The following is a 17,630-nucleotide window of genomic DNA, read 5'->3' as shown; positions in this document are numbered from 1 at the left end:
GCAACTCCTAGTCAATCTGCGGCAAGGTACCCTCGGTTCGCAGCTGATCGAGGGTGTCCTGCATCACTTGAATCAGTTCTGCATCGGTATCCCGGTTAATGGCGAAATAGAGCGGATCTTCAGTCAGCAACAAGACAGACTCGAACTGCGCCAGGTCATGGCCGTTTTCCTTCAGCAGCCACTGGGCGACGTCTTCGCCATAAGCCCAGAGATCAACACGGTCCATCACCAGCATGTTCATTGCACTGACATTGCTGACGGCTATACGCAGCTGGCTCTCCGGTATGCCGCCCTCCAGCAACACCTGGGCGCCGATATCCTCGCGCAGGGCGACAACGCTGTAATCACTGGCTTTCAGGTCGGCAAGCGAGTTCAGCTGCAAATCTTTATCCTTGCGGGCCAGCAGTACTACGCGGCCGGCTGCCAAGGGGCCTACCCACTCGAACATGCCGTCACGGGTACGGGTTCGGGTGGTGGAAAAGAGTACGGTATTCGGGTATTCAAGCGTGGTGTCATACCCTCTGGCCCAGGGCAGTACGCGAACAGCGGCACGGTCCAGTTGCTGGCCATTGTGTTGCAGAATAGCGTCCAGAATATCGACCGAACTGCCCTTGAGCTGTTGGCCGGATATGTAATTGTAGGGTGGGTATTCTTCGGTGATGAAATTCAGGCGAGCAAGTTCCGAGGCCTGAAGGGGCAAGGTCAGCAAGCAGCACAGCAATAGCCAGCGAGACATGGTCAAGTCCTTTTTCGGGCTCTCCAGTAGCGATCGGCAGGCCAGCGATGGCAAGCAGACGCGCTTTAACTGAAACAGCCAGCCCAAGCTTGTATTGTTATTCAGACAACGTGTTCATATCCGACAATTTTCATTATGCCGCGTTAATAATGCGCTGAAAAGAGACAAAAAACCGGCACCATGCCGGTTTTTTGCTGTTGTACGCTGCACGTCCTCTCAGCTTTTTTTCACAAAGCCGGACTTGAGCTTCATCGCGCCGATACCATCGATTCGGCAGTCGATATCATGATCGCCATCGACCAGCCGGATATTTTTCACCTTGGTACCCACTTTGACCACCAGGGAAGAGCCTTTCACCTTGAGATCCTTGATCACCGTGACGCTGTCGCCATCAGCCAGAGGATTGCCGTTGGCATCGCAAATACGATCGGCCTGGGCTTGTTCTGCAGTTTCTGCTGCAGTCCATTCGTGCGCACACTCCGGGCAAACGAACTGGATACCGTCTTCATAGGTAAAGGGTGAGTTGCAGGCAGGGCAGGGTGGCAATGAACTCATGCTGAGGTCTCCGGACAGGGCGCCGTATCATGCCAGCGGACAGGGAATTTTGCCACATGGACGCGCTACCCAGCCAGATCGACGGCCTTGCGAAACCGGCTCGGATGAGCAGGACAGGCAGACTTGTCCGGCAGAGCGCTTCAACTCAATCAGCAGCATTCAGCGCTTGAACAGCGCTCAGCTGGATACGTCGCCCCTGGTCACGGCTTGTGCTGAAGCGCCCGGTCACTTGAACGCGTTGACCCACTCGGTCGCTGATCAGGTCATCGGGCAGCAGGCCAACGCGGTTATATTCATCGTCTTCCAGCCAGTAGTGTTCGGGATCATCGAAACCGGCCACACGCCCTGACACAGTGACCAGCCGCCCATCATACGCTTGATGTTCTGCTACCAGGTGCGGCAGGTCGACAGTTATTGGCTCGTTATTGGCCGTTTCAGTACAGGCGACCAGCATGCCCAGCGCAAAGCAGGCGGCGATGATTCTGTGAACCAGCATAGTGAGCTCCTGAATAAAGGGTCAGCCGTCGGGCCAGGTTGACGGTACAACAAAGTGCCGGCTTGTCTCATGCCAGAGGCCGCTGCCCGCATCGAACGACATGGCGGCAAACAAGCGCGGGCTATGCCGTTCGGCAACAGCCCTGAGCCCGGCAGTGACCGCATCCGGCTCTGGCCCGGCGGCTTGTTGCCATGGCCCCAGCCAGTGCGGCTTCTTCAGTGGCACCCAGTCCCGGGTATCCGTATCCTGCAGGTGAGCAAGGCGGTGCCAGTCACCACGCAGATGATTGTCCGCCACCTGGGCCGGAGCCTGCAGCTGGCTCCCGGCAGGGTAAAACAGGTAACCCGGCATGAATACCCGTGTTGTTTCGGGCAAAGGCAAGTCGGCTTTCTCAAGTGTATCCCGGGTCGTCTCCAGGCCGGACAGGCCACACTGGTGCTCGAGCAATCGTTTGCTTTTCAGGTCCAGCCGGTCGCTGGCATTGGGGCCGTACCAGAGGCAATGGCCATTCTCGGGATAACCGAGATAAAACTTGATCGCAATTTCATGGTGTTCAACCGCGCCGTTATGCGGATTGCGCAACAAAAAATCCAGCTCACCCAGGGTACGCCCAGCGTCACGCACCGGCAGGTTTCTTGCCAGCAGCTCCCAGCCCAGCAGCTCACAGAGCAAGTACTCATACAGATCCTCGAAATACAACCCCAGGCGCGGTCTGATCGCCTGCGTCAGGTTGTCAGGCAACGCTGCCGGTTGATCAGCCAGTGCTTGCAAGCGCGGTATGAGTGCGGGCGCAAGGTTGTCTAGCGGCGCAAACGTCTTTTCCGCAGGCAGCAACTGGGGTGCGTCCAGCATCCATATCAAATGTCTCAGGGCCGGGTGGTTGAAAAGTTCGGGGGCGGGGAGATGGGTGAGTGACATGGGCCTGTCTACGGATAGAGTCTTTGCAAAAGGTTACCTGGGCCGCATCCTCTTTCTGGAGGATGATAACCGCTTGATGACTATTGGTGATGCGGGGTAGTGAGCTACCGCACGGGCAGGACATCATGGATCATTCCAGCCATTTATACATCACCAGAGCGTCCACATAGCCCGTTTGTGGATGCCTGAATGCGCTGGGCAAGCGACCAACAATGCTGAAGCCCAGCTTTTGCCACAGCGCCACCGCCACTGTATTGCTGGCAGCGACAAAGTTGAACTGCATCGCCAGGTAACCCAGCTCTACGGCAATCTTTTGTGAATGCTCGCACATGGCACGGGCCAGCCCCTGGCCCCGGGCAGACTCGGCAACCATATAGCCACAATTGCAGACATGTGCCCCCGGGCCTGGCTGATTGGTCTTCAGGTAATAGGTGCCGAGAATCTCACCATCACGTTCAGCTACCCAGGTGCAGCGGGGCTGCTGCATCCACAGGCGTTCAGCGGTAGCGTAGTCGATATCCTGCGGATAGGCATAGGTATCACCGGCGGCGGCCACTTGCTGAAAGATCGGCCAGATGGCCGGAAAATCAGCCTCCCGCGCGGCGCGAATCTGCAGAGCCATAGTCAGGCCAGGTCCGCCCACAGGTCATACTCGTCAGCATCGGTGACCACCACGTTGACCATATCGCCCGGTTGCAGGTCGAGATCGGTATTAATATAGACATTGCCGTCGATTTCCGGGGCATCAGCCATGCTGCGACCAATCGGGCCTTCTTCGTCGACTTCATCAATGATGACCTGCAGGGTACGACCGATTTTCTGTTCCAGTCGCTGCACACTGATGGCTTGCTGGTGGGCCATAAAGCGCTCCCAGCGCTCTTGCTTGATCTCGTCCGGTACCGTTTCCAGGTTCAGATCGTTGGCTGGCGCACCCTCTACCGCCGAGTACTGGAAGCAGCCGACACGGTCGAGCTGGGCTTCGGTCAGCCAGTCCAGCAGGTACTGGAAGTCTTCTTCGGTTTCCCCCGGGAAGCCGACAATAAAGGTCGAGCGGATGGTCAGCTCGGGACAGATCTCGCGCCAGCGCTTGATGCGTGCCAACGTCTTGTCTTCAAACGCCGGACGTTTCATGGCCTTGAGCACTGTCGGGCTGGCGTGCTGGAAGGGAATATCCAGATAGGGCAGGATCTTGCCTTCGGCCATCAAGGGAATCAGTTCATCAACGTGCGGGTAGGGGTAGACGTAGTGCAGGCGCACCCAGATGCCCAGTTCGCTCAGTGCTTCACACAACTCGGTCATGCGTGATTTCACCGGGCGACCATTCCAGAACCCGGTACGGTATTTGATATCCACACCGTAGGCGCTGGTGTCCTGGGAGATGACCAGCAGTTCGCGCACGCCGGCCTTGGCCAGGCGCTCGGCTTCGCCCAGCACCTCGCCCACCGGGCGGCTGACCAGCTTGCCGCGCATGGAGGGTATGATGCAGAAGCTGCAACTGTGATTGCAGCCCTCGGATATTTTCAGATAGGCATAATGCCGTGGTGTCAGCTTGATGCCTTGCGGCGGCACCAGATCAATGTGCGGATTGTGGTCGGCTCGGGGCGGTACGACGTTATGCACGGCGCTGACCACCTGCTCGTATTGCTGTGGGCCGGTGACGGCCAGCACGCTGGGATGCACGTCGCGAATCGCGTTTTCTTCCACGCCCATGCAGCCAGTGACGATCACACGGCCGTTCTCGGCAATGGCCTCGCCGATGGCGTCCAGAGATTCCGCCTTGGCGCTGTCGATAAAACCGCAGGTGTTGACCACCACCACATCGGCATTGTCGTAGCTGGATACCACCTCGTAGCCTTCGGTACGAAGCTGGGTAAGGATGCGCTCGGAATCTACCAGGGCCTTGGGGCAGCCCAGGCTGACGAAACCGACTTTGGGGGTGGCCGACATGCTGTACCTCTTGGATGGGCGCGTCAGGCGCCGGATGCAAAGCGCGCTATTCTAGCGGTGCACAGGCTGCCATGCCAGCCTGTATGCCGGTCACCGGTCCGGTTCAGTGTTCAACCGATGCCGGACGACCGAACAGATAGCCCTGAAAATACCGGCAACCCAATTGCAGTAGCCGCTGTCGTTGCTCTTCGGTTTCCACCCCTTCAGCAATGACCTGCAGGTCAAGGCTGTTACCCAGGGCTATGATCGCCTGTACGATAGCCGCATCGTTCGGGTCGGTCAGCAGGTCACAGACAAAGCTTTGGTCGATCTTCAACTGAAACAGCGGCAGGCGCTTCAAATATCCCAGCGACGCGTATCCAGTGCCAAAATCATCCAGCGACAGCCGCATGCTCTTGTCGCGCAGAAGGCACATGCGCTCGATGGTCTGGTCGAGGTCATCGATCAACAGGCTTTCTGTCACCTCCAGTTCCATCAGCCCGGGATCGACCTGCCAGGCCTCCAGGCAGCCCAGCAAATGCTCGACAAAACCAGGGTGCCGAAACTGACGCGGACTGATATTGACCGCCAGTGGCAACTCGCGATGGTCCGGAAGCTGTTGCCAGGCAGACAGTATCCGGCACGCCTCGTTGATAACCCATTCGCCCAGCGGAATAATCAGCCCGGTGCTTTCAGCCACCGGAATGAATTCGGCCGGGGAGATCGCCCCTTTTTCCGGATGTTGCCAACGGAGCAAGGCCTCTTTGCCAATGACCTTGCCGCGGCTGTCGACCTGGGGCTGCACGAATAATTGCAGTTGCTTGCGACCGGCTTCCAGCGCTTCCCGCAGGGCCGCTTCCAGAGCACTGCGTTGATTGACGGCTGCCTGCATCTCGGTATTGAAGAAGCGCGCCGTGTTGCGCCCGGTCGATTTGGCCGCAAACAAGGCCATGTCCGCAGCCTTGAGCAGGTCTTCATGGTTCACGGCATCGGCAAACATGGCAATACCGATACTGGCACTGCACACATGGTCCTGGCCATGAATGCGAAAGGCTTTGTCCATGCGCTGCAACACGCTGTTTGCCAGACTGCCCACCTGCTGAAAGGCCTCGTCGTGGTCACAACTCAAGTCTTCCAGCATGAGAACGAACTCATCACCGCCAATGCGGGCGAGTGTATCCGTCGCCCGCAAATGAGTACCCAGACGTGCAGCCACTTGCTGCAGCAGCACATCCCCGGCCTCGTGACTGCGGGTATCGTTGATGTCCTTGAAGTTGTCCAGGTCAATCATCAACAGAGCTCCGGCATACCCGGTGCGGGCCTGATTGGCCAGTGCACGGGTCATGCGATCGAGCAACAGGCGACGGTTTGGCAGCTCCGTCAGCGGGTCATAAAAGGCCAGATGATGCAGCTGTTCCTGAATCTGCCGATGCTCGGTTATATCGGTAGATATCCCACAGAGCGCGTAAATCGAGCCGTCCGGGTTGTGCAGCGGAATTTTGACCGAGAGAAAGGTATGCAAAAGGGTGTTGTCGGCCAGGCGATTGATTTCCTCGTCAACGACCCGCTCACCTTGCTCAAGGACCCGCAAGTCATTGAGTCTGAGCTTTACGCAGGTTGCAGCGTCAAAAAAGTCCTCATCGCTGCGACCAATCAGCTCTTTGCGTTTCAGGCCAAAAAGGTCGCAGACTTTCTGGTTTGCATACTGGTAGCGCAGATCTTTGTCCTTGATAAAGATAAAGGCTTCAACACTGTCGAGAATGGTATTCAGGCGTTCTTCACTCGCTCTGAGCTTGCGCGTACGCAGGGCGACCATGCGCCGCAGCCAGAGGCTTGTCAGCAAGACAGCCACCACCATGACCAGCAATACTGCCAGTGCAAACAGCAGCCAGCCGGGGATAACCGTCTGCGGTTCGAGACCACCCGCCCAGCGGCCTAGAATGCGATGGTACGGTGAAGCCTTGTCAGCTATCCATTGATCCAGATAGTGATCGATGCGGCCCAGGCGCTGCTGATTGATTGCACTGTCAGGATGGCTGACAAAGAACAGCCGGGCAGGCTGAAACACCAGAGGGGTAGCCTCCATATTGCGTTGTGACGATTCCTGGTCGCCAAACAACTGGTTGGCAACCACCACATCGGCCACCCCGGCATTGACGGCATCAAAGCCTTCGACAAAGCTGTCCACCAGTACCCATTCGACGCGCAGGGCAAAGCTGCTGGCGAGTTCTTGCAGATATTGCTGCTGAATCGACCCCGACAGAACTGCAATGCGCTTGCCATCGAGATCCAGCAGGCTGTGAATGTTCTGATCCGCGCTTTGGTACAGTTGCGACCAGCTGCGCAAAGCCGGTGTTTGATGGAAAGCATAATGCTCGCCTCGCCTTTCGCTCCAGGCCATATCCGGCATCAGGTCGATGTCACCGCTGTCCAGCATGTCCAGGCAGGCCAGCCATTGGCAGGGCACGGCGATCAGCTGCCAGTTTTCTTCCTCGGCAATCGCCTGCAGAAGCTCACCAAAGATGCCGCTGGGTTGGCCATCAGCGTCGAGCATGATTTTCGGTGGATTGTTGTAAACACCGACACTCACCGTCGTGTCTTGCGCATGCGCTGCAGGCAGCAGCAAGCCCGCACAGAGGGAGCAATACATCAGCACGGCAGCTAGAAAACGGGCAGGCACGCACATGGGTTGGGCCTTGGATGGAGAGACGTTGTTGTCATTGTAGAATGCTCATTCATCCTACATAAAAAAACCGCCAACAGGTTGCCCCGTTGGCGGTTTTTTCAGTTCAGGTCGCTATCAGACTTCAGTGACCGGAATGGACGCTGCAGCTTTCTGGTAAGACTCGATCTCGTTGAAGTTCATGTAGCGGTAAATCTCGCTGGACATGCTGTTGATGTCGGCAGCGTAGCTCATGTATTCCTCAACGCTCGGCAGACGACCCAGGATGGATGCCACCGATGCCAGCTCGGCCGACGCCAGGAAGACGTCAGCACCATCACCCAGACGGTTGGGGAAGTTGCGCGTGGAGGTAGAAACCACGGTCGACTTCGCCGCTACGCGGGCCTGGTTACCCATGCACAGCGAGCAGCCGGGCATTTCCATGCGCGCACCCGCTTTGCCGTAGATGCCGTAGTAACCTTCTTCGGTAAGCTGGAACTGATCCATCTTGGTCGGCGGAGCCAGCCACAGGCGGGTCGGCAGGGCACCCTTGTTTTTCTCCAGCAGCTTGCCGGCGGCACGGAAGTGACCGATGTTGGTCATGCACGAGCCGATGAAGACTTCATCGATCTTGCGACCAGCAACGTCAGACAGCAGACGGGCATCATCCGGATCGTTCGGTGCACACAGAACCGGCTCTTTTACGTCAGCCAGATCGATTTCGATCACGGCAGCGTATTCGGCATCGGCATCCGCCTGCATCAGCTTGGGATCAGCCAGCCAGGCTTCCATCGCCTGGGCACGACGCTCCAGGGTACGGGCATCCTGATAACCATTGGCAATCATCCAGCGCAGCAGGACGATGTTGGATTTCAGGTACTCGGCAACCGACTCTTCGCTCAGCTTGATGGTACAGCCGGCAGCGGAACGCTCGGCAGAGGCATCAGACAGTTCGAACGCCTGCTCGGCAGTCAGGTGATCCAGACCTTCGATTTCGAGAATGCGGCCAGAGAACAGGTTCTTCTTGCCTTTCTTCTCGACGGTCAGGTGACCTTCCTGGATCGCGTAGTAAGGGATGGCATGGACCAGATCACGCAGGGTGATACCGGGCTGCATTTCGCCCTTGAAGCGAACCAGTACCGATTCCGGCATATCCAGCGGCATAACGCCAGTGGCTGCAGCAAAAGCGACCAGACCGGAACCGGCCGGGAAGGAGATGCCCATGGGGAAACGGGTGTGCGAGTCGCCACCGGTGCCGACGGTGTCGGGCAGCAGCATGCGGTTCAGCCAGCTGTGGATGATGCCGTCGCCCGGACGCAGGGCAACACCACCACGGTTGTGGATGAAGTCAGGCAGCGTGTGGTGCGTGGTCACGTCAATCGGCTTGGGGTATGCCGCAGTGTGACAGAAGGACTGCATCACCAGGTCGGCCGAGAAGCCCAGGCAAGCCAGATCTTTCAGCTCGTCACGGGTCATCGGGCCAGTGGTGTCCTGGGAACCAACGGTCGTCATCTTCGGCTCGCAGTAGGTGCCGGGGCGGATGCCTTCAACGCCACAGGCCTTGCCAACCATCTTCTGCGCCAGGGTGAAGCCCTTGGTGCTGGCAGCCGGTACTTCCGGCTTGCGGAACAGATCGGCAGGCTCCAGGCCCAGCTCGGTGCGTGCCTTGTCGGTCAGACCGCGACCGATGATCAGCGGAATACGGCCACCGGCGCGTACTTCGTCGAGCAGTACCTGAGTTTTCAGTTCAAAGGTGGTGATGACGTCATCGGTGCCGTGCTTGCAGACCTTGCCTTCATAGACATAAACGTCGATCACGTCGCCAGTGTTGAGTTCATTGACATCGAATTCGATCGGCAGGGCGCCGGCATCTTCCATGGTGTTGTAGAAGATGGGGGCAATCTTGTTGCCGAAGCAGAAACCACCAGCGCGCTTGTTCGGCACGTTGGGGATATCGTCACCGAAGAACCACAGCACCGAGTTGGTAGCGGATTTGCGTGAAGAACCGGTACCGACCACGTCACCCACGTAGGCAACCGGGAAGCCCTTGGCCTTGACTTCTTCGATCTGCTTGAGCGGGCCGACCACACCGGGTTCTTCCGGGTGGATGCCGTCGCGTTCCATTTTCAGCATAGCGCGGGCGTGCAGTGGAATGTCCGGGCGTGACCAGGCGTCAGGGGCCGGTGACAGGTCGTCAGTGTTGGTTTCGCCCGGCACCTTGAACACGGCCAGGCTCAGCTTGGTGGGTACTTCCGGCTTGTTGGTGAACCACTCGCCGGCAGCCCATGACTCCAGCACGGCCTGGGCCTGGCTGTTGCCTTTCTTGGCACGGTCAGCAACATCGTGGAAGGCATCGAACATCAGCAGGGTATGCTTGAGCTCTTTGGCGGCAGCGGCAGCCAGCTCTTCGTTGTCCAGCAGTTCAACCATGGTGGCAATGTTGTAGCCGCCCTGCATGGTGCCGAGCAGTTCAACGGCGCGCTGCTTCTCCAGCAGCGGTGAAGTGGCTTCACCTTTGGCAATGGCGGAAAGGAAGCCAGCCTTGACGTAGGCAGCCTCGTCAACGCCCGGGGGGACGCGGTTGACCAGCAGGTCGAGCAGAAACTCTTCTTCACCGGCCGGCGGGTTTTTCAGCAGCTCGATCAGACCAGCAGTCTGTTCGGCATTCAACGGCTGCGGCGGCACGCCTTCTGCGGCGCGCTCTTCTACGTGTTTGCGATAGGCTTCAAGCACAATAATTACCCTCATCAGTCTGATCCGCTTGTGGCGGACGGTCATTCACATGGACCTGGAAACCGGGTTCAAGGGTGGTTCAAACGCTGGCAAGATGCATGCGGGGCAACCCGGGTAATCGGTGTAGTCAGATAAACGTGGATTGCGAGCAAACGCCTGAGACACAGCCCTTACGGCGCGGTGATTCTACAGTAAGCCACCACTAAAGTTAAGTCGCTGTGACTTTGGTATGAGACAAGTGGCGCAGCGGAGGAGGTTGCTTGCCGACAGGCAATAAAAAACCGGCATACCCCGTCAAGGAATATGCCGGCCTGTTGACGTCGTGCTTACTTCTCGAGCAAGTCCTCGAGATGGGCAATCATGTCTTGAGGCTTGAGCACCACAATATCGCTGTCCAGCGTATCCAGAATGACTTCGGCGGTATTGCCGATCAACGCACCGGAAATGCCCTTGCGCGCGACGGTGCCAATCACGGTGACACAGGCTCCGGTTTTTTTGGCGACTGCCGGAATCAGGCTGTCGGCAGGGCCTTCATCGATGTGCAGCCGGTCAGCTTCCAGGCTGTAGTGGGTCATGTACTTGTCCGCTTCCTCAATATAGCGAGCATGGATGTTCTCGCGCAATTGATAGGTCGGGTCGGAAGCCGACAGCATGGGCGCCGGATGAGCGCTGACCAGATGCAGGTCGCCATTGATCATCTCGGTAAGGTCCGCAGCATGGCTGACAATAGTGTCATGCAGTACATGATGCTGGTCGTCATGGTTGCCCAGGTCGACGGCGGCCAGTACGGCGCCTTTCATCCAGCTGCCTTCGGTTTTCACCAGCAGTACCGGCGTCGGGCAATAGCGCAGCAACTTCCAGTCATCCGGCGTCAATAGCGCTTTTTTCACCGCGTTGTCCGGTAGGTGCTGCTTGACGACCAGGCCGCTGCCCTGAGACTGCACTGCCTTGACAATGGTATCGGTCAGGTTCTTGTGCCAGGACTGACTGCAGCTGGCTTTGACGCCTTCGGCCTTGAGTTCGGCAACCAGTTTTTCCAGTGTCGGCATGTGATCCTGGCGGTCTTCACATACCAGAAGGTGTAACTCTGCCTCAATCACCCCGGCAATCAGGCGAGCGCGCTTGAGCGCCAACTGATCGTTAAGCGAGGGGTCGATTACGACCAGAATACGTTTGATGGCCTGCATGGCTTTCTCCCTATATGTCAGCAAAGGCGCTGTTTCAGTATCTTGGATGCAATTTAGCTGGTTTTTTCCATGTTGCGCTTGATTTGGATCAAACCTGCACTACAGCTGATATCTACGTATAATCGATCTCAATACTTAATTACATTGTAGATTAGTTCAAAATGACCCTGCCTGATCACCTCCTGGCCTTTCTTCCTTGCCCGACTCCTGAACGCTGGCTCGAACAAGCGTTGCAACACCCCGAAGAGCTGCTGATAGATCATGCCAACTGTGAAAAGAAAGCGGCAGCCACTGCGCTGAACCTGATGTTTCGCTACATCGACAAACCGGATTTGCTGCAAAAAATGTCACGCCTGGCACGTGAAGAGCTGCGCCATTTTGAACAGGTCACGGCATTGATGGCCAAGCGCGGCGTGATCTACAGAGGGCTGTCAGCCAGTCATTATGCGCAGCGCCTGCGCTCGGAAGTACGCACCTCGGAGCCCGGCAAGCTGATTGATACGCTGATTGTCGGGGCCTTTATCGAAGCTCGCTCCTGCGAACGTTTTGCCCGTCTGGCTCCACAACTGGATGTAGAGCTGGCCGATTTCTATTTTTCTTTGCTAAAGTCGGAAGCAAGGCATTATCAGGATTACCTGAATCTTGCCCGTCAGTATGCTGATGAGGACATCACTCCCCGCATCCAGACATTTGCAGCCGCGGAACAGGCTGCAGTGCATGCTGATGATCAGGTCTTTCGTTTTCACAGCGGGGCAGTACCCGCATGAAGCACAGCAGGGATGAGGATCATGCCAGTCTCGTTATACCGATTATGCGTGCAGGCCCGCTGGTGGGTTAGTCGGCTAACCGCCATCGTGTGTGGCAGTCTTCTGTTTGTCGGCGCGGCTCAGTCGGCAGAGCACTGCAATCGTCTGGTTGCCAGTGGCAACAACCAGTATCCCCCTTTGCTCTGGGTCGATCCCGCCGATACCCATGCCTTGCGCGGAGCAGGAGCCGCATTGCTCAGTCAGCTACTGGCAGAGCACGGCATAACGCTGGAGGCACGCAACGTCGGACCCTGGGCGCGGGCGCAGAATGACGCACGAAACGGCCGCATCGACATGCTGCTCGGGGCCTTCAAGACGGATGAGCGACAAACCTGGATGGACTATCTGCATCCGGCTTATACCTACGTACCCAGCGTCATATTTGTGCGCAAGGGTCATGGTTTCGAGTACAACGGGTGGGATGATTTGCGCGACAAGCGTGGCAGTACCCTGGTCAACAACAGTTTTGGCAATGCTTTCGATGTCTTCGCCAGAGAATTTCTCGACATAAGCGCCTTTCCATCAGTGCGTCAGTCCTTTGAAACCTTGCTGTTGAATCGCGTCGATTACGTGATTTACGAGCGCTATCAGGGCATGGCTCTGGCAGAGCAGATCGGCATTGCCGACCAGCTGGAGATCCTGCCCGGCTCGGTGATCAACGAGGCCTTGTATTTTACTTTTTCCAAGCGCTCGGAGTGCAATACTCCGGAGTTGCGTGCGGCGCTGGAAGATACCCTTGCCCGTTTCAACCGGGAGGGTGTCATGGAGCAATTGATCGCCGAATATGGCGAGCGTTGGTCAAGCCAGTTTATTCAGCAAAGCCCGGCCGACCCGTGAGCCATTCGGACGCTGCAATACCTCGCTGATGTGTCCCCCGGCGGCCGCGAGGGCAGGCAGGTCGATGCCGGTACTGATGCCCAGCCCGTGCAGCAGGTAAAGCACATCCTCACTGGCGACATTGCCACTGGCGCCTTTGGCATAGGGGCAACCACCCAGGCCTGCAATCGAGCTGTCGAATACACTGACACCTTCCAGCAAGCTGGCGTAAATATTGGCAATCGCCTGACCATAGGTGTCGTGGAAATGACCGGCCAACCGGTCTCGTGGAACCTGCCGGGAGACCTGCTCGATCAAATGACGGGTATCACCAGCGGTGCCGGTGCCGATGGTGTCGCCCAGGGACACTTCGTAGCAACCCATGGCGTGCAGCTCGGCAGCCACCGCAGCCACTTGCGCCGGGCTGACCGTGCCCTCATAGGGGCAGCCAAGTACGCAGCTGATATAGCCGCGCACCGGCAATCCGGCCGTTTTGGCCGCCGTCATGATGGGCTCAAAGCGTTTGAGACTCTCGCTTATCGAGCAGTTGATGTTGCGTTGAGAAAACGCTTCCGACGCGGCTGCGAATACCGCTACCTCATCCGCTCCGGCACTGGCTGCCGCATCGAACCCCTGCATGTTCGGCGTCAGTGCCGTGTAACGCACCCCGGCGTGACGTTCAATGCCGGCGAACACCTCGGCACTGCCAGCCATCTGAGGGACCCAGCGTGGTGATACAAAGCTGCCGACTTCGATGCTGCTTACTCCAGCGGCACTGAGGGCATCCACCAGAGCGATCTTGTCGGCCACGCTGATTGGCTGTTGCTCGTTCTGCAGGCCATCACGGGGGCCAACTTCAACCAGACGAACCTGTCGGGGGAGGGTCATAAAAGCCTCGATATCCGGAATTCAATAGTGCCGCACCTGCTGCCGGCGCCTGTCAGTGTCAGAGCATACTGGATCGCTAGGCCCTATGGGCTCGCGATGAGGGCCACCCCCTCATTGCGAGGAGCACAGCAAGGTGGCAATCCAATCAACTGCTCTGACGATACCCATGCGGATTGTTGTCCTGCCAGCGCCAGGTATCGGCACACATATCATCAATGCCACGGGTGGCTTGCCAACCCAGTTGTTCGCGAGCGCGGCCCGGGTCGGCATAGCAACTGGCGATATCCCCGGGGCGGCGCTTGCTGAGGCAATAGGGCAGGGGCTTGCCGCACGCGCGTTCAAAGGCATGCAGCATATCGAGTACCGAATAACCTTGCCCGGTACCCAGATTGAAGGCTTCCACACCGCTGTTGTGCGCCAACCATTGCAGGGCCTTTACATGGCCGTCAGCCAGATCCATGACATGAATGTAGTCGCGCACACCGGTACCGTCATGGGTTGGGTAATCACTGCCAAAAACCTGCAGGGCTTCGCGGCGGCCAACAGCTACCTGGGCGATAAAGGGCATCAGATTATTGGGGATGTCCGCCGGATCTTCGCCGATCAAGCCACTGCTGTGGGCACCAACCGGGTTGAAATAGCGCAGCAGCGCAACCTTCCAGCGGCTGTCTGCATGGCCGAGGTCACGCAGGATCTGTTCAATGGTCAGCTTGGTCTGCCCGTAGGGGTTGGTGGCCCGGGTCGGGCTGTCTTCACGAATCGGCAGGCTGTCAGGGTCGCCATACACCGTGGCCGATGAGCTGAACACCATCTGGAACACGCCGGCAGCCTGCATGGCTTCACACAGCACCAGGGTGCCGCTGACGTTGTTGTGGTAGTAGCGCAGCGGCTGGGCGACAGATTCTCCGACCGCTTTCAGACCGGCAAAATGAATCACCGTGTCAATCGTATGCTCGGCAAAGCAGCGGTCGAGGAGGGCGCGATCGTTGATGTCACCTTCCACCAGGGCGATCGACTGACCGCAAATACCTTCAACACGGCGCACGGCTTCCGGTGAGCTGTTGCTGAAATTATCCAGCACTACTACCCGGTAGCCGGCCGCGATCAGTTGAATGCAGGTGTGTGTGCCAATATAGCCGGCACCACCGGTTACCAGAATGCAGGGCTGGCTGGACATGGTCAGTCCACCAGAGCCGCGTTGATGATTGCTCGCAGATTTTGCCGGATCGGGTAGCTGGACGAGGGAATCAGCTGGGTCATGAAAATCATCAGCAGGTCTTCTTCCGGGTCAATGAAGAAATTGGTACTGGCCATACCGCCCCAGCCGTATTCACCCGTAGAACCGATGGTCTGGGATTTGGCCACATCCTGCTTGACCGAGAAGCCGAGGCCAAAGCCCGTGCCTTCATAGGGTGTTTCACTGAAAGCACCGACACTGTAGCCGGGCAGGTCGCATTGCCCGGGCAAGTGATTGAGGCGCATGAACTCCAGCGTTTTGCGCCCAATGATGCGCGCGCCGTCCAGTTCACCGCCATTGGCCAGTGCCTGGGCAAAGCGATAATAATCATCAATGCATGACACCAGCCCGCCGCCACCCGACAGGTAACCATGACCGCGAACAAAGGGCGAGTCGGCCGGGTCATCCTGCAGCCGCATGCCGTCGCCTGGTTGGTATTCATAGCAGGCGGCAAAACGATGCAGTTGATCTTGTGGCACCTGGAACCAGGTGCTGTGCATGCCCAGCGGTGCAAAAATATGCTGTTGAAAATACGCGTCAAGCGACATACCGCTGAACAGCTGCACCAGATAACCGCACACATCGGTAGATACCGAATAATTCCAGGCCGTGCCGGGGCTGAACTCCAGCGGCAAGCGGGACAGCTCGTCGACCAGGGTATCCAGCGTCAGGTTGGCGTTGCCATCCAGACGTAACTCCCGATATGCCGCATCCACATTGGTACGGTTCATGAATCCGTAAGTCAGGCCGGACTGATGGGTCATCAGGTCGCGAATGGTCATCGGCCGCTGGCAGGGGGTGGTCATAAAGGCGGGGTAGACACCCGCCTTGTACACCTGAAGGTTGCGCCAGGCCGGTATGTACTTGTGTACCGGATCATCCAGCAGAAAGCGCCCTTGCTCATACAGCTGCATCAGCGCAATCGAGGTGATTGGCTTGGTCATCGAATAGATGCGGAACAGGGTATCCCGGGTCATCGGCTGTTGCCGTTCGATATCGCGCAGCCCTTGAGCCTCCAGATAGCAGACCTCGCCTCGACGGGCGACCAGGGTCAGGGTACCGGGCAGACGGCCCGGAGCAATATAATCGCGCTGCAGAAAATCCGTGATGCGCGCCAGGCGCTGACAGTCCATTCCGGCAGTTACAGAGGCTTGAGTCATTGATTGTCCGATTCAGTTACAGGTGCTGCTGCAGCAAATGACGAATGTGTTCCAGCGTTTCCGGGTGGTCAACCCGACCGAGCATCTCCCCCTGACCATCCAGCAGTACCAGGTCAGCATCCCGGGTGGAAAACTGCCGGGCAAATGCCTGGCCTTTCGGTTGGCCCAGGTGAGCGACACGCATTTCAACCTGCTCACGTTCTTCGGTACTCAGATGCCCCATGAGTTCCATAACCTCGCCACCACCGACAAAATTCACGTCGCGCGTCAGCACCAGAACCGGCTTGCCCTGACCGATTACTTCCAGATCCGTGGATACCACTCCGCGAGGCAGGTTTTGCCAGCCAACAACCAGTACCATGGTTATCAGCAAGCCCATAAAGCCCAATTTGACAGCGGTAGGAATGCGCCGCTGACGCCCTTTGGCAGACGACATGAAAACTCCTGGAAAGCGTATTTGCCTGATTATCGCATAGCAATGCCTGGCTGCGCAGGTCAGTAACATATTCAGCGAATCTATCAAGCATCACCCATTCGGGTTAGTAAAAAAGCCCGCTCGGTGGGTTGCATCATTAAACTCTGTCACATAGAGTGCTTTGCTATAACAACAAAGGTAAAGCCATGACAGAACATGCGGAAGAAGCAGCCAGAGCACTGCGTGAAATCGAGCTGATCAAAGAGCGTGTAGCCGGCTTTCAGGACTATCAGGCAGAGTCGCATCAACTGGTGTTATGGGGATTTGTCCATGTCATTGGCTACGCGCTGAGCGCGCTTGTACCTGAGTATATTCTGCTGTCCTGGCTCGGTGTGCTTACCTTCGGCATCCTGACAGGCCTCTGGCTGGCACGGGGCAGCAAGGATGTCATCCCCGGCATCGTCTGGCGATATTTGCTGGTGATTGGCAGCATTCTTTTGTTCGTGTGTCTGATCCACTTCTTCTATTTTCCCTTGCCGCCGACTCAAGGCGCGCTTGCAGGGCCTCTGTTTATCGGTTGCCTGTATCTTATCCGCGGTGCCCAGGTCCGCCCTCGTTATATCTTTCTTGGTGCCACGCTTATTCTGGTCTGCCTGATTGCTCATCTGTTGCTGCAAGCCTGGTTCTGGTGGTGGATGTCACTGGCCTTCGGCGGCGGGCTGATGCTGTTTGGCCTCTGGTTGCGGCGCTACTGACTATGCAAACGCCCAACGAGATTATCCACCAACCGGTGCGGCTGAAAATCATGGCCGCGCTGAATACTATGCCAACCGGCCAATGGCTTGAATTCGTTGCCCTGAAAGCCATCGTGAAAACCACCGACGGCAACCTCGGCGCACATCTGAGCACCCTGGAAGGGGCGGATTATGTGCGGGTGAAAAAAGATTTCGTGGGCAAGAAGCCGCGCACCCGGGTTTGCCTGAGTGGCCGTGGTCGAACTGCCTTTGCCAACTACGTTACCTGTTTACATTCCCTGTTGAACGTCAGCGAACTGGATTCACTGGATGAGTCCGGCAGCCAATAACCCTGGAGTCC

17 protein-coding genes are annotated in these 17,630 nt (G+C 57.5%); 4 read left to right on the top strand and 13 right to left on the bottom strand.

The window, feature by feature from the left end; translation table 11 throughout:
* Window positions 1-7: 7 nt before the first annotated feature.
* From BLU07_RS07170 to BLU07_RS07130, 9 genes are all read right to left on the bottom strand, one after another.
* Entirely contained in the window at window positions 8-736 is a 729-nt protein-coding gene (locus BLU07_RS07170; RefSeq protein ID WP_092385541.1) for a substrate-binding periplasmic protein, read from the bottom strand.
* Window positions 737-952: 216 nt separating this feature from the next.
* Entirely contained in the window at window positions 953-1,291 is a 339-nt protein-coding gene (locus BLU07_RS07165) for a zinc ribbon domain-containing protein YjdM (protein WP_092385539.1), read from the bottom strand.
* Window positions 1,292-1,436: 145 nt separating this feature from the next.
* A complete protein-coding gene (locus tag BLU07_RS07160) occupies window positions 1,437-1,787 on the bottom strand; it encodes a hypothetical protein (protein ID WP_092385537.1) in 351 nt (116 codons plus the stop codon).
* 21 nt (window positions 1,788-1,808) lie between these two features.
* Window positions 1,809-2,705 carry a DUF1853 family protein gene (locus tag BLU07_RS07155; protein ID WP_092385535.1) on the bottom strand — a complete coding sequence of 299 codons (897 nt, stop codon included), beginning with the start codon at window positions 2,703-2,705 and terminating at the stop codon, window positions 1,809-1,811.
* 130 nt (window positions 2,706-2,835) lie between these two features.
* The gene (locus tag BLU07_RS07150; RefSeq protein ID WP_172830100.1) at window positions 2,836-3,327 is read right to left on the bottom strand and encodes a GNAT family N-acetyltransferase; all 492 of its coding nucleotides are present in this window, start codon (window positions 3,325-3,327) and stop codon (window positions 2,836-2,838) included.
* A 2-nt stretch (window positions 3,328-3,329) separates the two neighbouring features.
* A complete protein-coding gene (rimO, locus tag BLU07_RS07145; protein ID WP_092385533.1) occupies window positions 3,330-4,652 on the bottom strand; it encodes a 30S ribosomal protein S12 methylthiotransferase RimO in 1,323 nt (440 codons plus the stop codon).
* A 103-nt stretch (window positions 4,653-4,755) separates the two neighbouring features.
* Window positions 4,756-7,317: an EAL domain-containing protein gene (locus BLU07_RS07140; RefSeq protein WP_197675081.1), complete on the bottom strand. Its 2,562-nt coding sequence runs from the start codon at window positions 7,315-7,317 to the stop codon at window positions 4,756-4,758.
* A 114-nt stretch (window positions 7,318-7,431) separates the two neighbouring features.
* Entirely contained in the window at window positions 7,432-10,026 is a 2,595-nt protein-coding gene (gene acnB, locus BLU07_RS07135) for a bifunctional aconitate hydratase 2/2-methylisocitrate dehydratase (RefSeq protein WP_092389653.1), read from the bottom strand.
* A gap of 326 nt (window positions 10,027-10,352) precedes the next feature.
* Complete coding sequence (locus BLU07_RS07130; RefSeq protein WP_092385531.1) at window positions 10,353-11,213, bottom strand: universal stress protein; 861 nt, start codon at window positions 11,211-11,213, stop codon at window positions 10,353-10,355.
* A gap of 161 nt (window positions 11,214-11,374) precedes the next feature.
* Between BLU07_RS07130 and miaE the strand changes: the two genes are divergently transcribed.
* Together miaE and BLU07_RS07120 are read left to right on the top strand one after the other, a co-directional pair.
* Window positions 11,375-11,980 carry a tRNA-(ms[2]io[6]A)-hydroxylase gene (gene miaE, locus BLU07_RS07125; RefSeq protein WP_092385529.1) on the top strand — a complete coding sequence of 202 codons (606 nt, stop codon included), beginning with the start codon at window positions 11,375-11,377 and terminating at the stop codon, window positions 11,978-11,980.
* Window positions 11,981-12,001: 21 nt separating this feature from the next.
* The gene (locus tag BLU07_RS07120) at window positions 12,002-12,856 is read left to right on the top strand and encodes a substrate-binding periplasmic protein (RefSeq protein ID WP_157719116.1); all 855 of its coding nucleotides are present in this window, start codon (window positions 12,002-12,004) and stop codon (window positions 12,854-12,856) included.
* On the opposite strand, the gene BLU07_RS07115 is transcribed toward BLU07_RS07120, so the two are convergent.
* The 4 genes from BLU07_RS07115 to BLU07_RS07100 all read right to left on the bottom strand — a co-directional run bounded on the left by BLU07_RS07115 (window position 12,818) and on the right by BLU07_RS07100 (window position 16,556).
* The gene (locus BLU07_RS07115) at window positions 12,818-13,723 is read right to left on the bottom strand and encodes a hydroxymethylglutaryl-CoA lyase (RefSeq protein ID WP_092385525.1); all 906 of its coding nucleotides are present in this window, start codon (window positions 13,721-13,723) and stop codon (window positions 12,818-12,820) included. The two genes, BLU07_RS07120 and BLU07_RS07115, sit on opposite strands and share 39 nt — an antisense overlap.
* 145 nt (window positions 13,724-13,868) lie before the next feature.
* Complete coding sequence (galE, locus tag BLU07_RS07110; RefSeq protein ID WP_092385523.1) at window positions 13,869-14,900, bottom strand: UDP-glucose 4-epimerase GalE; 1,032 nt, start codon at window positions 14,898-14,900, stop codon at window positions 13,869-13,871.
* A 2-nt stretch (window positions 14,901-14,902) separates the two neighbouring features.
* Window positions 14,903-16,120 (bottom strand): serine hydrolase domain-containing protein, encoded by a 1,218-nt coding sequence (locus BLU07_RS07105; RefSeq protein WP_092385521.1) that lies wholly within the window; start codon window positions 16,118-16,120, stop codon window positions 14,903-14,905.
* Between the two features lie 16 nt (window positions 16,121-16,136).
* Window positions 16,137-16,556, bottom strand: a complete 420-nt coding sequence (locus BLU07_RS07100) for a hypothetical protein (RefSeq protein ID WP_092385519.1) — start codon at window positions 16,554-16,556, stop codon at window positions 16,137-16,139.
* A gap of 185 nt (window positions 16,557-16,741) precedes the next feature.
* On the opposite strand from BLU07_RS07100, the gene BLU07_RS07095 reads away from it, so the two are divergent.
* Both BLU07_RS07095 and BLU07_RS07090 read left to right on the top strand, forming a co-directional pair.
* Window positions 16,742-17,290 (top strand): hypothetical protein, encoded by a 549-nt coding sequence (locus tag BLU07_RS07095; RefSeq protein WP_092385517.1) that lies wholly within the window; start codon window positions 16,742-16,744, stop codon window positions 17,288-17,290.
* 2 nt (window positions 17,291-17,292) lie between these two features.
* Entirely contained in the window at window positions 17,293-17,619 is a 327-nt protein-coding gene (locus BLU07_RS07090) for a winged helix-turn-helix domain-containing protein (protein WP_092385515.1), read from the top strand.
* Window positions 17,620-17,630: the final 11 nt, after the last annotated feature.

Source organism: Halopseudomonas salegens (assembly GCF_900105655.1).
GTDB lineage: Bacteria > Pseudomonadota > Gammaproteobacteria > Pseudomonadales > Pseudomonadaceae > Halopseudomonas > Halopseudomonas salegens.
This window is presented reverse-complemented; position numbering and strand designations above follow the sequence as displayed.